General features: G+C 70.0%; 16 protein-coding genes. 9 read left to right on the top strand and 7 right to left on the bottom strand.

Features of this window, described 5'->3' with window-relative positions:
- Positions 1-134 precede the first annotated feature (134 nt).
- The 8 genes from OG906_RS09200 to OG906_RS09235 all read left to right on the top strand — a co-directional run bounded on the left by OG906_RS09200 (position 135) and on the right by OG906_RS09235 (position 11,692).
- Positions 135-1,361 carry a thiolase family protein gene (locus OG906_RS09200; protein ID WP_053684718.1) on the top strand — a complete coding sequence of 409 codons (1,227 nt, stop codon included), beginning with the start codon at positions 135-137 and terminating at the stop codon, positions 1,359-1,361.
- Positions 1,358-3,496, top strand: a complete 2,139-nt coding sequence (locus OG906_RS09205) for a 3-hydroxyacyl-CoA dehydrogenase NAD-binding domain-containing protein (protein WP_267796861.1) — start codon at positions 1,358-1,360, stop codon at positions 3,494-3,496. Before OG906_RS09200 ends, OG906_RS09205 begins: the two co-directional genes overlap by 4 nt.
- Before the next feature lie 143 nt (positions 3,497-3,639).
- Entirely contained in the window at positions 3,640-4,692 is a 1,053-nt protein-coding gene (locus tag OG906_RS09210; RefSeq protein WP_267796860.1) for a phage baseplate protein, read from the top strand.
- A gap of 160 nt (positions 4,693-4,852) precedes the next feature.
- On the top strand, positions 4,853-6,847 hold the full coding sequence (locus tag OG906_RS09215) for a hypothetical protein (RefSeq protein WP_329441642.1): 1,995 nt from the start codon (positions 4,853-4,855) through the stop codon (positions 6,845-6,847).
- A 76-nt stretch (positions 6,848-6,923) separates the two neighbouring features.
- Complete coding sequence (locus OG906_RS09220) at positions 6,924-8,429, top strand: bifunctional cytidylyltransferase/SDR family oxidoreductase (RefSeq protein ID WP_329441644.1); 1,506 nt, start codon at positions 6,924-6,926, stop codon at positions 8,427-8,429.
- Between the two features lie 2 nt (positions 8,430-8,431).
- Complete coding sequence (locus OG906_RS09225; RefSeq protein ID WP_329441646.1) at positions 8,432-9,277, top strand: rhamnogalacturonan acetylesterase; 846 nt, start codon at positions 8,432-8,434, stop codon at positions 9,275-9,277.
- Positions 9,274-10,086 carry an Ig-like domain-containing protein gene (locus OG906_RS09230; RefSeq protein WP_267796856.1) on the top strand — a complete coding sequence of 271 codons (813 nt, stop codon included), beginning with the start codon at positions 9,274-9,276 and terminating at the stop codon, positions 10,084-10,086. Before OG906_RS09225 ends, OG906_RS09230 begins: the two co-directional genes overlap by 4 nt.
- 16 nt (positions 10,087-10,102) lie before the next feature.
- On the top strand, positions 10,103-11,692 hold the full coding sequence (locus OG906_RS09235) for a glycosyltransferase family 2 protein (RefSeq protein WP_329441648.1): 1,590 nt from the start codon (positions 10,103-10,105) through the stop codon (positions 11,690-11,692).
- Here OG906_RS09235 and OG906_RS09240 read toward each other — a convergent pair.
- A complete protein-coding gene (locus OG906_RS09240) occupies positions 11,662-12,837 on the bottom strand; it encodes a hypothetical protein (protein WP_329441650.1) in 1,176 nt (391 codons plus the stop codon). The two genes, OG906_RS09235 and OG906_RS09240, sit on opposite strands and share 31 nt — an antisense overlap.
- Positions 12,838-12,967: 130 nt before the next feature.
- Between OG906_RS09240 and OG906_RS09245 the strand changes: the two genes are divergently transcribed.
- On the top strand, positions 12,968-14,059 hold the full coding sequence (locus OG906_RS09245) for an LCP family protein (RefSeq protein WP_329441652.1): 1,092 nt from the start codon (positions 12,968-12,970) through the stop codon (positions 14,057-14,059).
- Positions 14,060-14,166: 107 nt separating this feature from the next.
- Here OG906_RS09245 and OG906_RS09250 read toward each other — a convergent pair whose 3' ends face one another.
- The 6 genes from OG906_RS09250 to OG906_RS09275 form a co-directional block, all read right to left on the bottom strand.
- Positions 14,167-15,684 (bottom strand): amino acid permease, encoded by a 1,518-nt coding sequence (locus tag OG906_RS09250; RefSeq protein WP_329441654.1) that lies wholly within the window; start codon positions 15,682-15,684, stop codon positions 14,167-14,169.
- A gap of 116 nt (positions 15,685-15,800) precedes the next feature.
- Positions 15,801-17,717, bottom strand: coding sequence for a 1-deoxy-D-xylulose-5-phosphate synthase (dxs, locus tag OG906_RS09255; RefSeq protein ID WP_267796850.1), 1,917 nt, complete (start codon positions 17,715-17,717; stop codon positions 15,801-15,803).
- Positions 17,718-17,967: 250 nt separating this feature from the next.
- A complete protein-coding gene (locus tag OG906_RS09260) occupies positions 17,968-19,257 on the bottom strand; it encodes a sugar ABC transporter permease (RefSeq protein WP_385642081.1) in 1,290 nt (429 codons plus the stop codon).
- Between the two features lie 26 nt (positions 19,258-19,283).
- A complete protein-coding gene (locus tag OG906_RS09265) occupies positions 19,284-20,072 on the bottom strand; it encodes an ATP-binding cassette domain-containing protein (protein WP_053684862.1) in 789 nt (262 codons plus the stop codon).
- 203 nt (positions 20,073-20,275) lie between these two features.
- Positions 20,276-21,388 carry a sugar ABC transporter substrate-binding protein gene (locus OG906_RS09270; protein WP_267796849.1) on the bottom strand — a complete coding sequence of 371 codons (1,113 nt, stop codon included), beginning with the start codon at positions 21,386-21,388 and terminating at the stop codon, positions 20,276-20,278.
- A 117-nt stretch (positions 21,389-21,505) separates the two neighbouring features.
- Complete coding sequence (locus tag OG906_RS09275; RefSeq protein ID WP_267796848.1) at positions 21,506-22,720, bottom strand: ROK family transcriptional regulator; 1,215 nt, start codon at positions 22,718-22,720, stop codon at positions 21,506-21,508.
- Positions 22,721-23,044 lie beyond the last annotated feature (324 nt).

Consider the following 23,044-nt stretch of genomic DNA (forward strand, 5'->3'; position numbering starts at 1 on the left):
CGCCGCTCCTCCCGGAGAGGGTGTGCACATTGGTTACCCGCAAGTAGCATGGGGCAGGTGAGCGGGCGCTCAGCAAACAACGCCGACCGCGCCCCCGCGCAGCAGTGCACACCCGCACCTGGAGGAGAGCCAACGTGCCTCGTACCGTCAGGGACGTCGTCTTCGTCGACGGCGTCCGCACCCCGTTCGGCAAGGCGGGCCCGAAGGGCATCTACAACGGGACCCGCGCCGACGATCTCGTCGTCAAGGCGATCCGGGAGCTGCTGCGCCGCAACCCGGACCTGGACCCCGCGAAGATCGACGAGGTCGCCATCGCCGCGACCACGCAGATCGGTGACCAGGGTCTGACCCTGGGTCGCACCGCCGGCATCCTGGCGGGCCTCCCGCAGTCCGTGCCCGGCTACTCCATCGACCGCATGTGCGCCGGCGCGCTGACCGCCGTGACCGCCGTCGCGGGCGGCGTGGCCTTCGGCGCGTACGACGTCGCCCTCGCCGGCGGCGTCGAGCACATGGGCCGCCACCCCATGGGCGAGGGCGTCGACCCGAACCCGCGCTTCGTCTCCGAGAAGCTGGTCGACGAGTCCGCCCTGTTCATGGGCATGACCGCCGAGAACCTGCACGACCGGTACCCGACGATCACCAAACTCCGCGCCGACGAGTACGCCGTGCGCTCGCAGGAGAAGGCCGCCAAGGCGTACGCCGACGGCAAGATCCAGCAGGACCTGGTCCCGATCTCGGTGCGCAACACCAACGAGGCCGCCGGCGAGACGGGCTGGGGCCTGGTCACCACCGACGAGCCGATGCGTCCGGGCACCACGCTGGAGAACCTGGCCGGCCTGAAGACCCCGTTCCGTACCCACGGCCGGGTCACCGCGGGCAACGCCGCCGGTCTCAACGACGGTGCCACCGCCGCGATCATCGCGTCCGAGGACTTCGCCCGGGAGAACAACCTCCCGGTCAAGATGCGCCTGGTCGCGTACTCCTTCGCGGGTGTCGAGCCGGAGGTCATGGGCTACGGCCCGATCCCGGCCACCGAGAAGGCCCTGGCGCAGGCCGGCCTGACGATCGATGACATCGGTCTCTTCGAGGTCAACGAGGCGTTCGCGGTCCAGGTCCTCGCGTTCCTGGAGCACTACGGCATCGCCGACGACGACTCCCGTGTGAACCAGTACGGCGGCGCCATCGCCTTCGGTCACCCGCTCGCCTCCTCCGGCGTCCGTCTGATGACGCAGCTGGCCCGCCAGTTCGAGGAGCAGCCGCACGTCCGCTACGGCCTGACCACCATGTGCGTCGGCTTCGGCATGGGCGCCACGGTCATCTGGGAGAACCCGAACTTCAACGCCGAGGGAGACTCCAAGTGAGCACCACCGCTGAGCTCCTGAAGGGTGCGGCCGAGCTGTTCCCGGACGAGGTCGTCACGTCCGCGCACGTCCGCCACCTGGACCTGCCGTTCGGCGCCGGGCGCTTCGCGCTCATCACGCTGGACAACGGCTTCGACCACACCAAGCCGACCACCTTCGGCCCCCAGTCCCTCGCCAACCTGAACGCGGCGATCGACCAGGTCGAGCAGGAGGCCCTCGCGGGCTCCATCGTCGGCGCGGGCATCACCGGCAAGCCGTTCATCTTCGCGGTCGGCGCCGACCTCAAGGGTGTCGAGCTGCTGAAGAAGCACGACGAGGCGCTCGCCATCGGCAAGGGCGGCCACGACGTGTTCAAGCGCCTGTCGGCGCTGGCCGTCCCGTCCTTCGCGTACTACAACGGCGCGGCCATGGGCGGCGGTGTCGAGGTCGGTCTGCACTGCACCTACCGCACCGTCTCCAAGGCCATCCCCGCCTTCTCGCTGCCCGAGGTCTTCCTCGGCCTGGTACCGGGCTGGGGCGGCTGCGCCCTGCTGCCGAACCTGATCGGCGCGGACCGCGCGGTCTCGGTGATCATCGAGAACTCGCTGAACCAGAACCGCCAGCTCAAGGGCAAGCAGGTCTTCGAACTGGGCATCGCCGACGCCCTGTTCGAGGGCGCCGACTTCCTGGAGCAGTCGCTGATCTGGACGGCCAACGTCCTGAACGGCGCCACCGAGGTCGTACGGGCCGACGTGGACCGCGCCGAGGGCTGGGACGCGGCGATCGCCCGCGGCCGTGCCATCGCGGACTCCAAGGTGCACGGCGCGGCCCCGGCCGCCTACCGCGCGCTGGAGATCATCGAGGCGGCCAAGGACGGCGACCTGCAGAAGGGCTTCGACGCCGAGGACGCGGCCCTGGCCGACCTCATCATGGGCGGCGAACTGCGCTCCGGCATCTACGCCTTCAACCTGGTCCAGAAGCGCGCCAAGCGCCCGGCCGGCGCCCCGGACAAGTCCCTGGCCCGTCCGGTCACCAAGGTCGGCGTCGTCGGCGCGGGCCTGATGGCCTCGCAGCTGGCGCTGCTCTTCCTGCGCCGCCTTGAGGTGCCGGTGGTTCTCACCGACATCGACCAGGAGCGCGTGGACAAGGGTGTGGGCTACGTCCACGCCGAGATCCAGAAGCTGCTCGGCAAGGGCCGCATCAACCAGGACAAGGCCAACCGCCTGACCGCCCTGGTGAGCGGTGTCCTGGACAAGGCCGAGGGCTTCGCGGACGCGGACTTCATCATCGAGGCCGTGTTCGAGGAGATGTCCGTCAAGCAGAAGGTGTTCGCGGAGGTCGAGGCGGTCGCCCCGGCGCACGCGATCCTCGCCACCAACACCTCCTCGCTGTCGGTCTCCGAGATGGCCTCGAAGCTCCGGCACCCGGAGCGCGTGGTCGGCTTCCACTTCTTCAACCCCGTCGCGATCCTGCCGCTGCTGGAGATCGTCCGCGGTGAGCAGACCGACGACGCCTCGCTGGCCACGGCCTTCGGTGTCGCGCGGAAGCTGAAGAAGACCGCGGTCCTCACCAAGGACGCCCCGGCGTTCGTGGTGAACCGCATCCTGACCCGCTTCATGGGCGAGATCCAGAACGTCATCGACGAGGGCACCCCGGTGGTCACCGCCGAGAAGGCGATCGAGCCGCTCGGCCTGCCGATGTCCCCGCTGGTGCTGCTGGAGCTCGTGGGTCCGGCCATCGGGCTGCACGTCTCCGAGACCCTGAACCGCGCCTTCCCGGAGCGCTTCACCGTCTCCCCCAACCTCAAGCGGGTCGTCGAGGCGGGCAAGCGCGGGTTCTACGTCTACCACGCGGAGAACGGCTTCAAGCCGGAGCTCGACCCCGAGGTCGCCGCGCTCCTGGTCCAGGGCGACAGCGTCCTGACCGAGGAGCAGGTCCGCGACCGCGTCCTGGACGCGGTGGCGCAGGAGATCGGCCTGATGCTGGAGGAGGGTGTCGTGGCCGAGGCCCAGGACATCGACCTCTGCCTCATCACCGGCGCCGGCTGGCCCTTCCACCTGGGCGGCGTGACGCCGTACCTGGACCGTGAGGGCGTCTCGGAGCGGGTGAACGGCAAGAGGTTCCTCGCCCCGGGCCTGGCGAGCGTCCCGGTCTGACCGTCGCGTCCCCGACGCGCATGACGGACGCCCGTCCCCCGAGCGGGGGCGGGCGTCCGCCGTTTCCGCCGGTGGCGGGGTCGCGCGGGGTCTTGCGCGGGGGCGGCGACGTCGGCCCGCACAAGGGCCGGCAGAATGTCTGCATGGCGGATGACACGACACTTTTCAGCCGCCGGACCCTGATGTTCGGCGGCGGCGCGGTCGCCGCCGGGTTGGCCGCGAGCGGCCTGACGTGGGCGCTCTCGTCGGAACCGGACGAGCCCGCCCGGGAGGAACCCGACCCTCAGCCGACGGCCGGTGACTTCGACATGCGGACGGGCGCCGAACTGCTGGCACCGACGCCGCTATTCAATACGACGGGTCCGCAGTCGTTCGCCTTCGACGATGCCAACGGTTTGGTCTACACCCTTCAGACCATTCAGAGCGACATACGCCTGGACGACGAGTCGGAGCCGTTGACTTCCGGCGACCGAAAGACCGCCGGCGATATGTGTCTGACCCGGATGAGCAGTACGGGGATATCCCTCGGGCACATGTATCTCCGCGGCTTCGGGCACGGAATTTCCTTCGGTGTCGAGCCCGTCGGGAAGCACACCTACATATGGGTGGAGAGCAGGCCGGACGCGGACAGCGGCTACGGGACCCAGGTCGCCCGCGTGCTGTTCGACGACGGTGGCGTGGTCGACGGGTCCGACCGGCGGGTGCCGCACTACGATCCGGTCCCGGGCGCGGCCGACGTCTCCCCCGCCCTCGACCTGGCCGGCGGTCGCGTGCTGGTGAGCCACGAGATCGACGGGGAACACCGGCTGTCCGTGTACCGGATGGCGGACTTCCTCGCCGGACGCTTCGACCCCGTGCACTCCGTGCGGGCCGGTGTCCAGGTGAAGGAAGAGGAGTGGTTCCAGGGCTGCGCCCTGCACGGTAACTTCGTCTACATCCTCACCGGCCGCCCGTACACGGCCAAGGACGGGAACAATCCGCGGAAGTCCGGCGGGAACACGCACGTCTCGGCGATCGACATCCGTACGGGACGGGCCCAGGGCCGGCACAAGGTGACCGTGGCGCCGGATCTTCCCTTCCGGGAACCGGAGGGAATGGCGATCGGCTCCGCGGATTCCCGTCCCGCATTGTGCGTGGGCTTTTCCATCAAGGCCGAGGACCGGCGCGAGCTGACGGTGTATCGCTTTACGGGGTGAAGAATCGGACCTTGAGGGACGAAGGCCACAGGTGTGCCCACAAGGGCCGCCAATCATTGGCCCGAGCGTCACCTCGCGTTCTTAACTCGTCCATACGGCTGCTTATACTACTGCGACACTTCCGCCGAAACTCAACACCTCCACGGGGAGGCCTTCCACGATGGGCCCCAAACGACTGCACGCCGTCACCGGCGTTCTGATCAGCGCCGGGCTCATCCTCAGCTTCCTCGGGATGATGGCGGCGGTCGCGACCGTCTCCCTGCCGATGTTCGCGTACTGCGCGGCCCTCAGCTACGCGGCCGACCTGATGCTGCACAGCACCGAGTCGACCACCCTGGAGCGGCTGCGCGACTCGCGTTTCGGCCTGACCATGCGCTTCCTGATCCGGCAGTTCCTGCTGCTGGGCCTGTGCGGGGCCATCGCCGACATCGAGTCGTTCGTGGCGCAGATGACGACCATCGGTCTGCTCCTCCTGTTCATCCTGCAACTCGCGTACGGCGCCCTCCTCAAGCACGTCCGCAAGCAGCGCAACGAACTGCCGTTCACCACCCGCGGGCTGGACCTGGACGCGCTGGGCATCCGCCGCATGCCGCACCCGTTCCTGGTGGACAAGCACGTCCGCAAGACGCTGCACCTGGACATCCCCCTGGTGGCCGGGGCCCTCGCCACCATCGCGACCGACAACTGGCGCTGGGTCACGTACGGGATGATCACCACGGTCTTCCTCGCCTACCTGTCCCTGCTGGTGCTGCTGCCCGACGCACGCAACGCGCTCAAGCTGCCGACCACCGACGAGGCCATCGACGAGCTGAACCACCAGCTGGCCGAATACCGTCCCCAGGTGGCGCTCTACTTCACCTTCGCCGCCATCTCCAAAGACTTCATGTACCAGGTGAACATGTGGCTGGAGGCCCTGGAGGCCCTGGAGCTGCGCCCCCTCATCGTGCTGCGCGAGCGGGCCACCCTGCGGTACCTGGACGCCACGTCGGTTCCCGTCATCTGCGTGCCCAAGGCGGACAACCTCGCGCGCATCGAGATGCACGAACTCCGCGTCGCCCTCTACCCCGGCAACGCGGGCAAGAACGTGCACATGCTCCAGCGCGCCGAGGTCAAGCACGTCTTCATCGGCCACGGCGACAGCGACAAGCTCGCCAGCAGCAACCGCGTCAGCAAGGTCTTCGACGAGATCTGGGTGGCCGGCCGGGCCGGTCGCGACCGCTACGAGCGCATCAAGCACGCGGTGACGCACAACCAGATCGTCGAGGTCGGGCGCCCTCAGCTGATGCCCCTGCACCGCTGGACGGGCCGGGCCGTCAACCCCGTGCCCACCGTCATCTACGCCCCCACCTGGGAGGGCTGGACCGACGACGCCTGCTACACCTCGGTGCTGCCGGCCGGCGAGAAGCTGATCCGGGCGCTGCTCGACCACGAGCTCGACATCCGGGTGATCTACAAGCCGCACCCGCTGACCGGCTCCCGCTCCCCGCAGGCCGCCGCCGCGCACCGACGCGTCATCGCACTCCTGGAGGAGGACAACGCCCGGCGCTTCGGCCGCAACGTGAGCGATTCCAAGGCCGCGAGCCGGAAGTTGGCCCGCCTCGACCAGCGCATCGCCGACCTCTCCGAGCGCGGTGTCCGTTCCCCGTTCCCCGACCTCACCGAAGAGGAGCGGACCGCCCGCATCCGGCGCACCCGCAACCAGGCCGGGACCCTGTACTGGAGCGCGATGCCCGACGCCGCGCACCACGTGGTGACCGGCCGGATCCCCGCGCTGTACGACTGCTTCAACCATTCCGACCTGCTCATCGGCGACATGTCGAGCGTGGTGTCCGACTTCGTCGCCACCCTCAAGCCGTACGCGATCTTCAACCTCGACGGTCTGCCGGACCAGGAGTTCCGCAACGAGCAGCGCACGGCGTACGCCTCGTACCTGCTCGACGCCGACTGCAACGGCCTGTCCGAGGCGATCGAGGCGATGCTCAACCCGGCCGAGGACCACATGGCCCCCTACCGGGAGCAGCTCAAGGAGTACCTCCTCGGCGCGGAGTACCCGCCGTCGGTCGTTCGCTTCAACGACGCCGCGAACGACCTCTACCGACGTGGAGTCGCCGACTTCCCGATCGAGTACCCGGAGCCGGCGCCCTTCCCCGCCTAGCCGGCGCACCCTTCCACGGCCGCATCACACCCGTACAGCCGTGGTCCCATCCCCAGCCCAGAGGAAGAAGGAGACCGTGCCGTCCAGTACCACCCCCCGCCGTACCATCGCCGTTGTTCTCGCAGGGGGGACCGGCCAACGCATCGGGCTCGAGATACCGAAGCAACTGCTCAAGATCGCCGGAAAGCCGATCCTGGAGCACACGCTGCACATCTTCGAGTCCGCGGCCGACGTGGACGAGGTCCTCCTCCTCATGACGCCCGACCACGTGGAGGAGGCCCGCCGGATCGTCGAGAACGCGGGCCTGACCAAGGTCTCCCGGGTGCTGGCCGGCGGGTCGACGCGGAGCGAGACCACTCGCATCGCCATCGCCGCCGCCTCGCAGGGACGTGAGGCCGACGAGAACGTCAACCTGCTCTTCCACGACGCCGTGCGCCCGCTGCTCTCGCAGCGCGTGGTCCGCGAGTGCGTCGAGTCCCTGGAGCGCTACCAGGCCGTCGACGTGGCCATCCCGTCGTCCGACACCGTGATCGTGACGCGCACCCACGGGGACGACGGCGAGTTCATCACCGAGGTGCCGGACCGCTCCCGGCTGCGTCGGGGCCAGACCCCCCAGGGCTTCCGGCTGGCCACGATCCGCAGCGCGTACGAGCGGGCGGCCGCCGACCCGTTCTTCCAGGCCACCGACGACTGCTCCGTGGTCGTCAAGTACCTGCCCGACGTGCCGGTCCACGTGGTCACGGGCGACGAGTACAACATGAAGGTCACCCAGCCGGTCGACGTGTTCATCGCCGACAAGCTGTTCCAGCTCGCCTCGCACGCCGCGCCCGCGCACGCCGACGAGGCCGCCTACCGCGAGCAGCTGTCCGGCAAGACGATGGTGGTGTTCGGCGGCTCGTACGGGATCGGCGCCGACATCGCGCGGATCGCCGAGAGCTTCGGCGCCCGGGTCTTCGCCCTGGGGCGTTCCACCACCGGCACCCACGTGGAGAACCCCGACCACGTCGAGGCGGCGCTGGCCGACGCGTACGCGCAGACCGGCCGGATCGACCACGTGGTGAACACCGCGGGCGTGCTGCGGGTCGGCCGCCTCGACGAGACGGACGACGACACGATCCGGCAGGCGCTGGAGGTCAACTACCTGGCCCCCGTGCAGATCGCGCGGGCCGCCCACAAGTACCTCGGCAAGACCGAGGGGCAGCTGCTGCTGTTCACCTCCAGCAGCTACACCCGGGGCCGCGCGAACTACAGCCTGTACTCGTCGGCGAAGGCCGCCATGGTCAACCTGACGCAGGCGCTGGCCGACGAGTGGGCCGAGGACCACATCCGGGTGAACTGCGTGAACCCGGAGCGCACCGCCACCCCGATGCGCGTCAAGGCCTTCGGCGAGGAGCCGACCGGTTCCCTGCTGAGCTCCGAGGCGGTGGCGCTGACCTCGCTGGACGTCCTGCTGTCCACGATGACCGGACACGTCGTCGACGTGCGCCGGCAGGACCCGACGACCAACGCGGCGCAGCGGTCGGCCTTCGAGGCGGCGCTGGCGGCGGTCCTGGTCCAGACGGCCGGGGACGAGGGAGTCTAGGCGTGACGTACGCACCCGGACCGGGCCAGGAGCAGCACCGCCCGAGGATCTTCGTGGCGGGCGGGTCGAACTCGGTCCACCGGCCCTACAGCTTCCTGCCGATGGCGGGCTGGACCCAGGCGCTGCCGCTGTTCCTCCACGAGGCGGTGGAAGTGGTGAACTGCTCCCGGGCGCGCGCCAGCTCCAAGAGCTTCCGGGAGCGCGGCCGGCTCCAGTGGATCCTGGACACCATGCGGCCGGGTGACTACCTGCTCTTCGGGTTCGGGCAAACGGACTGGAAGCCGGACCCCGGGCTGCACACCGAGCCGTTCTCCACCTTCCTGGAGCACATGACGGCGTACGTCCACGGGACCCGCGAGCGCGGTGCGCACCCGGTGATCCTGCTGCCGTACGAGCGGCGGCGGATCGACCGGCACGGCAACGTCGCGCGCTTCCTCGGGGACTACCCGGTCGCCGCACGGCAGTTGGCCGAGGACGAGCACGTTCCGGTCGTCGACCTGTACGAGCAGAGCCTCCAGTGGTGGGAGGAACTCGGGCCGGAGGCCTCCAAGGCCGTCTTCACCTACCTGCGGCCGGGCGAGCCCCTCCAGGAGCACGTGCTGGACGGGGACAACGTGCACCTGCGGGCCGAGGGCGCGATCGAGTGCGCGCGCTTCATCGCCCGCAGCATGCTGGAGCAGGGCGTGATCCCCGCGCACTGGGGCCGTGACCTCGACCGGACCCGTTTCTCGTACGAGGAACTGGGCTGGCTGGACGAGGAGACCTTCTGGCACCGCACCAAGACCCGTGTGTCGAAGATGCCGGGGGCCCCGGCCGGCGCCCCCGCGAACAAGGAGTCCGGCGCGTGAACCACCTCCTCGGCCGGGGCCGGGCCCTCGGCTCGGATCCCTCCCAGGGCGCCGCCTACGCGGGCCTGTACTCCTCGGCGGACCCGCGACTCGGCGTGGCCCCCGGCGAGGTCGTCCAGTTCGGCCTCTCGGTCGCGGTGGACCGGACGGGCTCGCGCGGCTGCGCGTACCTCCTGGCGGCCCCGCTGACCGCCGCCGGCGAGATCGTCGGCCTCCAGGGGCTGGAGTACTTCCCCCGGCAGCGCTGGTTCCGGGTGCGCGCGGAGGCGGGTGAGACCGGTACCGGTGTCCTGCAGCTGCGGGCCGCCGAGAACGCCAAGGCCCCCCGGATCCGTCCCCAGATCATGGTGGGCGTCCCGGACGCGACCGGACGCAAGATGGTCCGTACGGCCCGACTCGACACTCAGGCCCTGCCGTTGCGCCGGCCCGCCGCGCGCGGCCTGCGCATCGCGACCGAGCCGAACACCCCCGGCGCGGTGCACGTGCTGTCGGGCGCGCCCGCGGGGTCCGCGGCGGTCTCCGTGACCCGGCCGGGCCACGGAGACGCGCAGCTGTCGTACGACGGGTGGGTGACCTACACGCCCGACCCGGGCTTCGTCGGGTACGACCGCTTCGCGTACGTGGTGGGCACCCCCGGGGCGGGCGAGCAGACCTCGCACGTCAACGTCTTCGTCGGCGAACTCGCCGCCACGCCGGGCGCGTTCCCGGAACACACGACGGACGTCGCCTTCCGCCCCTGGCAGTGGCCCGAACTGACCGGCGAGATGCCGTGGCCCGTGCCCGCGCCCCAGCGGTCCCCGCAGAACTGAAGAGGATCACTCGACCATGAACACAGCCGTCGTGAACGTCATCGACGTGACGGTCGCCGTCCGGGTCCGCGATCAGGCCGCCGAACTCGACGCCTGTCTGGCCTCCCTCGTCGGGCAGTCGATCGGCACGGACCGGCTGGAGATCATCGCCGTCGACGACGGGTCCACGGACGACAGCGGATCCGTTTTGGCCAGGGCCGCGCACCAGTACCCCTTCCTCCGCATGGGCCTGGTCACCCACGGGCAGAGCCCGGCGGCGGCCCGCAACTGGGCGCTGAGTCAGGTGCGCGGACGGTACGTGATCTTCCTGGAGGCCTGCGACCGGCTGGCGCCCGACGCGTTGGAACGGATGGTCACGGCGGCGGACACCAACGAGGCCGACGTGGTGCTCGGCAAGTTGGAGAGCTCGGGCCGGCACACCGTCGCGACGTCGATGTTCCGCAAGAACCAGCCCTACACGGACGTGGACGCCTCCCGCGTCTACTGGTCGCTGACCCCGGACAAGCTGTTCCGCACCAGCATGCTCCAGCGGCGCGGGCTGGCCTTCCCCACCGACATGCTGATCGGCGACGACCAGGCCTTCACCGCCGCCGCGTTCATCGGGGCGGACAACGTCTCCGTCGTCGGCGACGCGACCTGTGTGGTCAAGGGGGCCTCGCCCGCCTCCCCGGCGGGGCTCGCGGACCGGGTGGCCCTGGTCTCGCGGATGCTGGCGTTGGTCGACGCCCAGGTGCCGGAGGGGCCGCGCCGGGACCGTCTGCACTCCCGCCACCTGGAGGTGGAGCTCGGCAAGGCGACCGCGGCCGCGCTGTTGTCCGCCACGGATCCGACGGAGGCCGAGCAGGCCCTGTGGGCGGCGGCCGAGGTGCTGCGGACCCAGGCCCGTGCGGGGGCGCTCGCGCTGCTGCCGCGCACGCTCGCGGTGCGGTTCGCGCTGCTGGCGCAGGGCAGGATCGCCGAGGCGCGGTCGATGGCCGCCTTCGAGGCGGACAAGAACCGGCCGGGCGTCCGCAAGACCGTGGAGGGTGGCCGGGTGTACACCGGGCTGCCGTTCTTCCGCGATCCGCAGGTCGGCCTGCCCGACGAACTCTTCGACATCACCGACGACATGACGGTCAGTCACGAGTTGCAGAAGCTCCGCTGGGACGGGGCGATGCTGCTGCTCGACGGGTACGGGTTCTTCGAGCAGTTGTCGACGAAGGAGCGGGCCACCCGCGTGGTGCTGCGGGAGCGGACCACCGGCGCCCAGGAGACGTACGCCGTGACCGCTCGGCGGGACGACACCCTCACCAACGCCAAGGGCAACGCGCGGGCGATGGGCCGTTTCTCGGCCCGGATCAACCTGGCGCAGACCGCGATCGGCCGACCGCTCCCGCCGGGCATCTGGGAGGTCCACCTCGCCGTGAGTTTCGAGGGAGTGTCCCAAGAGGTGCGGCTCGGCCCGAAGCGGGCGGCCGAGGTGGACCCGACGGCCCGGATGCCGGTCCGCGTCGCCGCCTCGCCCGACGCCCCGGAGACGGAGCTGGTCGCGACCCTGTTCTACACCGAAACGGGCGGCTTGTGCGTCGAGGTCGCTCAGCGCTTCCCGGTACCGGGTCGCGGCTGAGGGGACCCGACGGTGTCCCAGGGGCCGAACACCAGCCCCTGGGCCGGGTCCTGTCGCGTGAGGACGAGCGCGCCGTCGCGGTCGAAGGCGGCCACCACGATCCGCCCGGACGCGTCGACGGCGGGCTGGGGGGTCAGCGCGCCGTGGCCGCCGAGGGAGGCCCGCCAGGTGCCGTAGGCCTCGTTCTCGGTGACGTAGGCGGTGAGTTCGACGCCGCCGTCCGCGCCGATGTGCGTGAGGACCGTGCAGTCGTAGCCGCCGAGCATCGTGCGGACCACGCCCGGCGCGCCCCGGCCGCCGGCGTCGCCGAGGCCCACCAGCGTTCCCTGGAGCCCCTGTTCACCGGCGCGCCAGGCGACCAGCGAGCCGTCGCCCGGGTAGCGCCAGAAGTACGTCACCCGGCGGGGGCCCGTCTCGCACACCGCGGTCGTGCCGGGGACGACGGGGGACGGCACCCGGTCGGCGTGCCGGAACCGGCCCTGTCCGGCGCCCGTCCAGCGGTCGGCGCCGGCGGGGCCGAGGGCGAGCAGTTCCAGCGGGCCGCCCACCGGCATCAGCGGGGTGACCTCGCCGTCGTAGGGGTCCGGGGACAACTGCTTCCAACCACCCCACACGCCCTCGGCGTTGCGGCTGCACCGCAGGATGCCCCCGTGGCGCAGGGACACCAGCACGTGCACGGAGCCGGAGCGCTGGTTGACGGCGACGCGGGGCGGGCCGGTCGGCACGTCGTCGGTGGGGCCGCCGCGGACGTGGGGAACACCGAGGCCACGCCAATCGGTGAGGGCGCGGCCTGACTGGAACTGGGTGGAGACGGCGATCTCCGGTCTGCCCGAACCGTCCCGGGCGGTGACCGGCGCGGCGAAGTGGACATATCCCTCACGGCTTCGGGCCATGGCCGCGGAGCCGGTCCACCCGGGAACCTCGAACCTCTCCGGGCCCGTCCACCCGGAGGCGGGGGCGGCGGCCTCGGTCCAGCGCAGCAGTCCGTCCGGCCCGCAGGCGTAGGCCGTCAGGCGGCCGTCGCCGCCCGTGAACAGCCATGTTCCGGCCGGGGGTCGGACCGGCGGAAGGGCCGGTCGACCCGCGTCGCCGGACGCCGCCCCGCGCGCGGAGAAAGCCGTCCGACCGGCGCTGTTGCCTCGCATCACGCCGTCCATCCGCCCTTCCGTCGAGTGCTGTCCGTCGTTCCTCCGACGGCCTTTCACCGAAAAGGACCAGCCACTCGAAAGCGTGTCCTATGATTCACCCCATCTATAATAGAAGGGCTCCGCCTCCATGATTGACCGGCCCTCGGCACCGGCCCCGGCCTCCTCCCCTGTCTCCCGGCGAAAGCCGCGACGCGGCAGGCGCGTCCTGTGGATCGTGCTCTCGGTGGCGGCCCTGCTCGTCCTCGCGGTCGGCGGCGCCGGCTGGTGGACCTACAGCCACCTCAACTCGAACATCTCCAGCGTCGACCTGAACCAGGCGATCGGCGACAACCGCCCGAAGAAGGTCGTCGAGAACGCCCAGAACGTGCTGGTCCTCGGGTCCGATTCACGGGCCGGGGCCAACGGCGACCTCGACCACGGCGACGTCAGCGGCGCCCGCTCCGACACCGCCATGCTGGTGCACATACCCGAGGGCCGCTCCAGGGCCACCGCGGTGAGCATCCCCCGCGACACCCTGATCAGCCGGCCCGAGTGCAAGGACAACGACGGCGGCACCGCGCCCGCCGCGAAGCGGGTCATGTTCAACTCGGTCTACTCCCTCGGCGGCCCCGCCTGCGTCGTGAAGACCGTGGAGCTGATGTCCGGAGTCCGCGTGGACCACTTCGTCGAAGTGGACTTCGCCGGCTTCAAGGGCCTGGTCGACGCCCTCGGCGGGGTCACCGTCACCCTCGACCAGCCGATGAGCGGTGCCAAGGGCGGCCTCAAGCTCGACGCGGGCACGCACCGGCTGAACGGCACCGACTCGCTGAAGTTCGTCCGGACCCGCTACGGCTACGGCGACGGCAGCGACCTCGGACGCATCGGCCTCCAGCAGCAGTTCATGCTCGCCATGCTGACGGAGATCAAGAAGCAGGACGCCCTCGGCAACCCGGCCCGGCTGTACAAGCTGGCCGACGCGGGAACCAAGTCGCTGACCACCGACTCCGATCTGGCGTCCCTCACCGCGCTGTCCGACTTCGCGCGGAGCATGAAGGCCGTGGACCCGGCGACGATGGAGACCATCATGCTGCCGGTGGCCTACGACAAGGTCGACCCGAACCGCGTGGTCGTCGCAGAACCGCAGGCCGGTCAACTGTGGGAGGCCCTGCGCACCGACCAGAAGGTCCCGGCCTCCGCGAAGAAGTCCCCCGCCAAGGGCGGCACGGCCGCCAAGCCGTAGCCGCGTCGGGCCGGGCGAGGCTCCGACGACACTCCTGCGTACCACCTCGTACGACCGGGCCCCGGCGGGCTGCTGCCCGCCGGGGCCCGGTCGTACGAGGATGACCTCTAGCGCTGTTTCTCGTGGTGCGGGTCGAGGCCCACGCCCTCGCCCCGGCCCAGTCGACTGTGCTTGCGGCCGTACAGGTAGTACACGGCGATGCCGATGAGCATCCACACGACGAACCGCAGCCAGGTCTCGGCCGGCAGATTGAGCATCAGCCACACCGAGGCGGCGATCGACACGATCGGCACGAACGGCACCCACGGGGTCCGGAAGGCCCGGTGCAGGTCCGGGCGGGTCCGGCGCAGGATGATCACGCCGAGGGCGACGACCACGAAGGCGAACAGGGTGCCGATGTTCACCAGGGTGGCGAGTTCGTTGATGCTGGTGAATCCGGCGACGATCGCGATGATCACACCGAGCAGGATCGTCGGCCGGTACGGGGTGCGGAACCGCGGGTGCGTGCGCGAGAAGAAGCGCGGCAGCAGGCCGTCACGGCTCATCGCGAAGAACACGCGGGTCTGACCCAGCAGCAGGATCATGCAGACCGTGGTCAGGCCCACCGCGGCGCCGAAGCTGATGATGCCTCCGTACACCGGATGTCCGGCGGATTTGAAGGCGTCGGCCAGCGGCGCGCTCACCGACAGCTCGGTGTAGTGCTGCATGCCGGTCACCACGAGGGAGACCGCCACGTACAGCACCGTGCAGATCAGCAGCGAGCCGAGGATGCCGCGCGGCATGTCGCGCTGCGGCAGTTTGGTCTCCTCGGCGGCGGTGGCGACCACGTCGAAGCCGATGAAGGCGAAGAACACGACGGAGGCCGCGGTGAAGATGCCCATGACGCCGAAGTTGGTCGGCTCGTAACCGAAGATCAGCTGGACCAGTGGCGCGTCGAATCCCGCGCCGCCCTCCTGGGGCACCGCCTCCGGGATGAACGGCTTGTAGTTGCTGCCCGTGATGAAGAACAGGCCCGCGATGATCACGATGAGCACCACCGTGACCTTGATCGCCACGACGATCGCGGTGATGCGCGCGGACAGCTTCACGCCGATGACGAGGACCACCGTCAGGACCAGGACCAGCAGGAACGCGAGCAGGTCGAAGGTGCCGCCCGGCACGTCCGGCCCCTCCAGGGCCGCGGGTAGATGGATGCCGGCGTTGTCCATCAACGAACGGACGTACCCGGACCAGCCGACCGCGACGACCGCGGTGCCCAGCGCGAACTCCAGCACCAGGTCCCAGCCGATGATCCAGGCGGGAAGCTCGCCGATCGAGGCGTAGGAGAAGGTGTACGCCGAACCGGCGACCGGGACGGTCGAGGCGAACTCGGCGTAGCACAGGGCGGCGAGCCCACACACGATGCCGGCGGCCACGAACGCCAGGGCAGTGGCCGGGCCGGCGTTCTCCTTGGCGACCTTGCCGGTGAGGACGAAGATGCCGGTGCCGATGATGACACCGACGCCGAAGACCATCAGGTCCCAGGAGGAGAGCGACTTGCGGAGGGCGTGTTCGGGCTCCTCCGTGTCGCGGATGGACTGTTCCACCGACTTGGTGCGGAAGGGACTGTTGCGATCCGTGCTCACCGACGCACCTCCGAAAGGTGACGCGTACGCGAAACGGGCCGGGAGGCCCACCCTTAAAGGGTGATCTCCCGGCCCGTCGGACGCAACCGCGCGTCGGGGGCTCGACGGCCCGTCGACTAGTCGACGGTGGCGGCCGGCTCGCTGTCGTAGCGCCCGTCCAGCTTGGCGACCAGGCCGGTCACCTGCCGGGCGATGTCCGGGGCGGTCAGGCCGATCTCGGCCAGGATCTCCTTGCGCAGCGCGTGGTCGAGGAAGCGCTGCGGGATGCCGAAGTCCCGCAGCGGTACATCGACGCCCGCGTCCCGCAGGGCCTGCGAGACGGCGGCGCCCACGCCGCCGGTGCGGCCGTTGTCCTCGACGGTGACGACGACCCGGTGCCGCTCCGCGAGCGGGGCCAGGGCCTCGTCCACGGGCTTGACCCAACGGGGGTCGACCACGGTCGTGGAGATGCCCTGCTTGTCCAGCAGATCGGCGATCTCCAGGCACATCGGGGCCAGGGCGCCGACGGAGACGAGCAGTACGTCCGGACGGGTGACCTCGGGGGCCGGGGTGCGCAGCACGTCCATGCCGCCGATCCTGCCGACGGCCGGCACGGCCGGGCCGACGACTCCCTTGGAGTAGCGCACGACGGTCGGCGCGTCCTTGACCTCGACGGCCTCGCGCAGTTGGGCGCGCAGCTGCTCGGCGTCGCGCGGGGCGGCGAGCCGCAGGCCGGGCACGACCTGGAGGATCGACATGTCCCACATGCCGTTGTGGGAGGCGCCGTCGTCACCGGTGACGCCCGCGCGGTCCAGGACGAAGGTGACCCCGCACTTGTGCAGGGCGACGTCCATCAGCACCTGGTCGAAGGCGCGGTTGAGGAAGGTCGCGTACACGGCGAAGACCGGGTGGACCCCGCCGGTGGCCAGTCCGGCGGCCGAGGTGGCGCCGTGCTGCTCCGCGATGCCCACGTCGAAGATGCGCCCGGGGAAGGCGTCCGCGAACTTCTTCAGGCCGACCGGCTGGAGCATGGCCGCGGTGATCGCGACGATGTCCGCGCGCTCCTGGCCGAGCTTGACCATCTCGTCGGCGAAGACGGAGGTCCAGCTGGCGGCCGCCGTCTTGACCGGGAGGCCGGTGTCCGGGTGGATGACGCCGACCGCGTGGAAGCGGTCGGCCTCGTCCTGGACGGCCGGCTGGTAGCCGCGGCCCTTCTGGGTGAGGCAGTGCACGATGACCGGGCCGCCGAAGCGCTTGGCGCGCTGGAGCGCGGACTCCAGGGCCTCGATGTCGTGGCCGTCGATCGGGCCGACGTACTTCAGGCCGAGGTCCTCGAACATGCCCTGCGGGGCGATGAAGTCCTTGAGGCCCTTCTTGGCGCCGTGCAGGGTCTCGTAGAGCGGTTTGCCGACGACCGGCGTACGCTCCAGGAGGTCCTTGCCGCGGGCCAGGAAGCGCTCGTAGCCGTCCGTGGTGCGCAGGGTGGCCAGGTGGTTGGCGAGGCCGCCGATCGTGGGACCGTACGAGCGCTCGTTGTCGTTCACCACGATGACCAGCGGGCGGTCCTTGGCGGCGGCGATGTTGTTCAGCGCCTCCCAGGCCATGCCTCCGGTCAGCGCGCCGTCGCCGATGACGGCGGCGACGTGGTGGTCCTCGCGGCCCAGCACCTCGTTGGCCTTGGCCAGGCCGTCGGCCCAGCCCAGCACGGTGGAGGCGTGGGAGTTCTCGATGACGTCGTGCTCGGACTCGGCGCGCGAGGGGTAGCCGGACAGGCCGCCCTTGGTGCGCAGGCCGCCGAAGTCCTGGCGGCCCGTGAGCAGCTTGTGGACGTAGGCCTGGTGGCCCGTGTCGAAGAGGACCTTGTCCTTCGGCGAGTCGAAGACCCGGTGCAGGGCGATCGTCAACTCGACGACACCGAGGTTGGGGCCGAGGTGCCCGCCGGTCTTGGAGACGGCGTCGACGAGGAAGGACCTGATCTCGGCGGCGAGCTGTTCGAGCTCCTCCTGGCTGAGCCGGTCCAGATCGCGCGGTCCCTTGATGCGGGTCAGCAGCACCCGTGCCTCCTTGCAGTTGCTTGCTGGTCTGTCGAGTCTAATGTTCCGCTCGCGACGAGCGTCATCGGGCGGTACCGGGTGGGTCACGCCTTTGTCATACCTGTACACCTGATCGCCAAATCACACATCCCAAACGGGTGTATACCCGCACAGTTGTACCCACGAATGTACGCACGAGCGCCCGGCACCACTGGAAGTGGCACCGGGCACTGTGACGGGTCTTACCGCCGGGTACTGCCTGGGACGAAGGTCAGGCGCGTCCGGCCGTCTTCTGGGTCTTGCGGGTGACCGAGTCGATCACGACCGTGGCCAGCAGGACCGCACCCGTGATCATGTACTGGATCGGGGTGGCGATGCCCTCCAGGGCCAGACCGTACTGGATGGAGGTGATGACCATGACGCCCAGGAGGGCGTTCCAGGTCCGGCCCCGGCCACCGAAGAGGCTGGTGCCGCCGATGACGGCCGCGGCGATCACGTTCATCAGCAGGTCGCCGGCGCCGGCGCTCTGGTTGGCGGCCGCGATCTTGGAGGCCCAGAAGAGCCCTCCGACGGCGGCGAAGGTGCCGGCGATGGCGAAGACCGTGATCCGCACCCGGTTCACGTTGATGCCGGCGCGCCGGGAGGCCTCGACGCTGCCGCCGAGCGCGAACACCTGACGGCCGAAGGAGGTGCGCCGCAGGAGGAAGTCCGTGCCGACGAGGGCCAGCAGGAAGAGCACCACCGCGAGCGGCAGACCCTTGTACTGGTTGAACACGACGGCGGGACCGAAGGTGAACACCGCGAGGACGCCGGTGCGCAGCAGGATCTCGGTGAGCGGCCGGGCGGGGACGCCCGCGGCCTGCCGGCGCCGGTTGTCGAAGTAGGTGGCCAGGAAGTATCCGACCACGGCCAGGGCCGCGAGGCCGTAGCCGACCGCCACGTCCGAGAAGAAGTACGTGGTCAGCTGACCGACGACGCCCTCGGAGTCGAGGTTGATGGTGCCGTTGCTGCCGAGGATCTGCAGCATCGCGCCGGACCAGAACAGCAGGCCCGACAGGGTGACGGCGAAGGCCGGGGCGCCGATCCGGGCGAAGAAGAAGCCGTGGATCGCGCCGATGAGGGCGCCGCCCGCGACGGCGGCGAGGATCGCGAGCCACTCGTTCACGCCGTGGGTGACGGCGAGGACGGCGACGATCGCTCCCGACACACCGCTGACCGAGCCGACCGAGAGGTCGATCTCGCCGAGCAGCAGCACGAAGATGATGCCGACGGCCATCATGCCGGTGGCGACCATCGTGATCGCGATGTTGGTCAGGTTCTCGGGGCCGAGGAAGTTCGAGTTCAGGCTCTGGAAGATGCTCCAGATGACGATCAGGCCGACGACGACCGGGAGGGATCCCAGGTCGCCCGCCTTCATCTTGCGGCCGAACTCGCTCAGGTAGCCGGCGAAGCCCTGCTCGCGCACGAGCAGGCGGGGGTCGACGGCCGGGATGGCATCGGCCGCCGCCGCCGGGTTGACCGGGTCCACGTGCCCGACGCGGTCGGCCGGGCCCTTGTCCAGCGGTCCGGCGGCAGGGTTCTGGGTGCTCACTTGCGGGCCTCCCCGGTGCGGGCCGCCCGGCGGGTCACGGCGTTGTCCGTGGCACCGGTGATGGCGGAGATGATCTCTTCCTGCGAGGTGTCGGCGACACTGAAGACGCCGTTGTTGCGGCCGAGCCGCAGAACCGCCACCTTGTCGGCGACGGCCTTCACATCGGCCATGTTGTGGCTGATGAGGATGACGGCGTGACCGCGTTCGCGCAGCCGCTCCACCAGGTCGAGGACCTGTGCGGTCTGCTCGACGCCGAGGGCGGCGGTGGGCTCGTCGAGGATGACCAGCTTGGGCTCGCCGAGCATCGAGCGGGCGATCGCCACGGTCTGGCGCTGACCGCCGGAGAGCGAGGCGATCGGGATGCGGACACTGGGGATCCGGATCGACAGGGTGGTCAGGAGCTCGCGGGCGCGGCGCTCCATCTCCACCTCGTCGAGGATGCCGCGGCGCTTGAGCTCGCGGCCCAGGAAGAGGTTGCCGACAACGTCGATGTTGTCGCACAGCGCGAGGTCCTGGTAGACCGTCGCGATGCCCAGGTTCTGGGCGTCGTGGGGCTTGCCGATCGAGACCGGGCGGCCCTCCCACTCGATGACCCCGTCATCGATGGGGTGCACGCCGGCGATGGTCTTGACCAGCGTGGACTTGCCGGCGCCGTTGTCACCGACGAGGGCGACCACCTCGCCGGAGTGGATCTCGAGTTCTACGTCGGTCAGGGCCTGAACGGCGCCGAACCGCTTCGAGACCCCTCGCAACGCCAGCACGGGCGCAGCGGACACATGAACCATCTCCTTCGCCGCCTGACCGGCGGGGATGTCGTGCAAAAGAGCAGGAACGCGAATGGGGGGTGGGACGGGTGGAGCGTGGGGTGGAGCGTGGAGCAAACGTTTCTGCCCGGCGCCCCGCGGTGGCGGGGAAGAGAAGGGCGGGGCGCCGGACAGGCGTGGGGGTCGGCTCGCCTCGAAGACTCGAAGAGCGGAGCGACGGGGCCTTACTTCAGGCCGAGGGTGGTGCAGTTGGCCGCGTACTTGTCGGTGCAGATCTCGTCGGCCGTGTAGACGCCGTCCTTGATGACGGTGTCCTTGATGTTGTTCTTGGTGAGCGAGACGACCGGGATCAGCACGGACGGGACGCCCTTGGTGGTCGGGCTGTCGACCTTCTGGTTGATGATTCCGTCGATCTTCTCGCCCTTGGCGAGGGCGACGGCCATCTCGGCCGCGGCGGCGGCCTCCGGGGCGTACGGCTTGTACACGCTCATGAACTGCTCACCGGCGACGATGCGCTGCACACCGGCGAGTTCGGCGTCCTGACCGGTGACCGGGGGCAGGGGGGACAGGCCGGCCGCCTTGAGGGCGGTGATGATGCCGCCGGCCATGCCGTCATTGGCGGAGTAGACGCCGATGACCTTGTCCTTGCCGATCGCGGAGAGCGCGCCCGCCATGTTGGTGTTGGCGTTCTCCGGCTTCCACTCCTTGGTGTCGTACTCCTTGCCGACGTTCACCTTGCCGTCGAGGACGGAGTGCGCGCCCTTCTTGAACAGGGCGGCGTTCGGGTCGGTGACGGAGCCGTTCATCATGACGATCTGGCCGTCCTTGGCCTTGTCGCCCAGCGCCTCCAGGAGCGCCTTGCCCTGGACCTTGCCGACCTCTTCGTTGTCGAAGGAGGTGTAGGCGTCGATCGGGCCCTCGGCGAGGCGGTCGTAGGCCACGACCGGGATGCCGGCGTCCTTGGCCCGCTTGACGGAACCGGCGATGGCCTTGGCGTCCACGGCGTCGATGATCAGGACGTTCACCTTGTTGGTGATCATCGTGTCGACCTGCGAGTTCTGCGTGGTCGCGTCCTGCTTGGCGTTCGCGTAGACGACCTCGGCCTTGCCGCCCGTGAGGTCGGCGACCTTCTTCTCGATCAGCGGCTTGTCGAACTTCTCGTAGCGCGCGGTCTGGTTCTCCGGGAGGAGCAGACCGATCTTTATCGCGTCACCCTTGGCGGCGCCCGAGTCCTTCGGCTTGTCGCCGGCCTCCTTCGCACTGCCACAAGCGGCAAGCGATACGGCCATGGCGCCGGCGGCGACGGCTACGGCGGCTCTACGCATACGAGTGTTCATTACTTGAACCTCCCTGACGAGGCCGCAACACTGCGGCCGAGGTGGATGTGAGTCAACCCCGGCCGCGTTTTGCCGTCAAGGAGTGAATCCTTAACGAGATGACAACGGTGCCATCCGTTATCTAACTGAAGACATGGTGGTGAGCGTTCGCAGGCCCACGCCGTTCTCGGCCAAAAGCGTCGAATCGCCCATCTCGCTGAGGACGAGGGCCAGCGCCCCCAGCACCTCCGCACGTCCGCCCAGCGACCCCGTCAGGACCGACAACTGCCGGGCCGCGCTGGGGATCGCGTACCTCCCCACTGATTCACGGATGGGGGCCAGCACCAGTTCACCGGCGTCCGCGAGGGAGCCGCCGAGGACCACCCGGCTCGGGTTCAGGAGGTTGCACAGGCTCGCCACGCCGCTGCCGATGTGCCGGCCGACGTCGGTGATGACCCGACGGCAGCCCGGGTCGCCCTCGCGGGCCAGCTCCACCACCCGCTCCATCGTCAGCTCCGGGCCGTGGGTGCCCTGGAGGAGGGGCAGCACGTATCGGGCCGCGGCGAAGGTCTCCAGGCAACCCCGGTTGCCACAGCGGCAGACCGGGCCCGACTCGTCGAGGGTGATGTGCCCGATCTCGCCGGCCGTGCCGCCGGGGCCCCGGTAGATCTGACCGTTGATCACCAGGCCCGCGCCGACGCCGCTCGCGACCTTGATGTACGCGAGGTCCTTGACCCCGCGTCCGCTCCCCCAGACCAGTTCCCCGAGGGCTCCGAGGTTCGCGTCGTTGTCCACGTACACGGGTACGCCCAGCCGCTGCGAGAGTTCCTGGCGGGGGTTGATGCCCGCCCAGCCCGGCAGGATCGCGGTGGAGCCCAGGGTTCCGGACTCGACGTCGATCGGGCCGGGCACGCCGAGCCCGACCCCGATGACCTTGTCCCGGCTCACCCCGATGCCCTCGACGAGCCGCCCGACCAGCGCCTCCGCCCGGTCGAAGCCCTCCACCCAGGACGCGTCCACGTCCAAGGGCTCGGACTCCTCGGCCAGCACCTGGTGCGCGAGGTTCCCGACGGCCACCCGCAGGTGGGTGTGGCCGAAGTCCACGCCGATCACGATGCCCGCGTCGCCGCTGAGCGAGACGCTGCGCGCCCGCCGGCCACCGGCCGAGGTGTCGGTGACCTCGACGGTCCCGGCCTCCTTGAGCTCGCGGACGATGTTGGAAACCGTGGCCGCCGACAGTCCGGTGGTACGGGCGATCTCCGCCTGGGTCAGCGAACCCGCGAGGCGCACCGCCCGCACGACCCGTTCAAGATTCGCGCGATGCAGCGAGGACTGCGATCCGGGAGTCTGCACGACTCATCCACTCCTGCCCTGTAGCGACGGCGAGCCGTCGCCCCCCGGCCGGCAGTCGCGGCTGTGTGCTCCGAGACACCGGCGTCTCTCCAACTTGTGAACCTTAAGTCGAGCCTTTGGCCCTCCACACGTCAAGAGGCTGACGCAGCACGAAACGGCCACTACCGGTCATAAGTATGAAAGAACCCCCTCAACATCGTGCTACGGTCGCTGAGGCGCCGATCCTCTGCGGCCTTTCCGGCCGGACCGGGCGCCTCACGTGACGGCGCTACGCAAGGAGGTGTTCGGGATGAGTCCCGATCGAAGTCCTTGCCGCGCCCTCGC

The organism is Streptomyces sp. NBC_01426 (assembly GCF_036231985.1).
Lineage (GTDB): Bacteria > Actinomycetota > Actinomycetes > Streptomycetales > Streptomycetaceae > Streptomyces.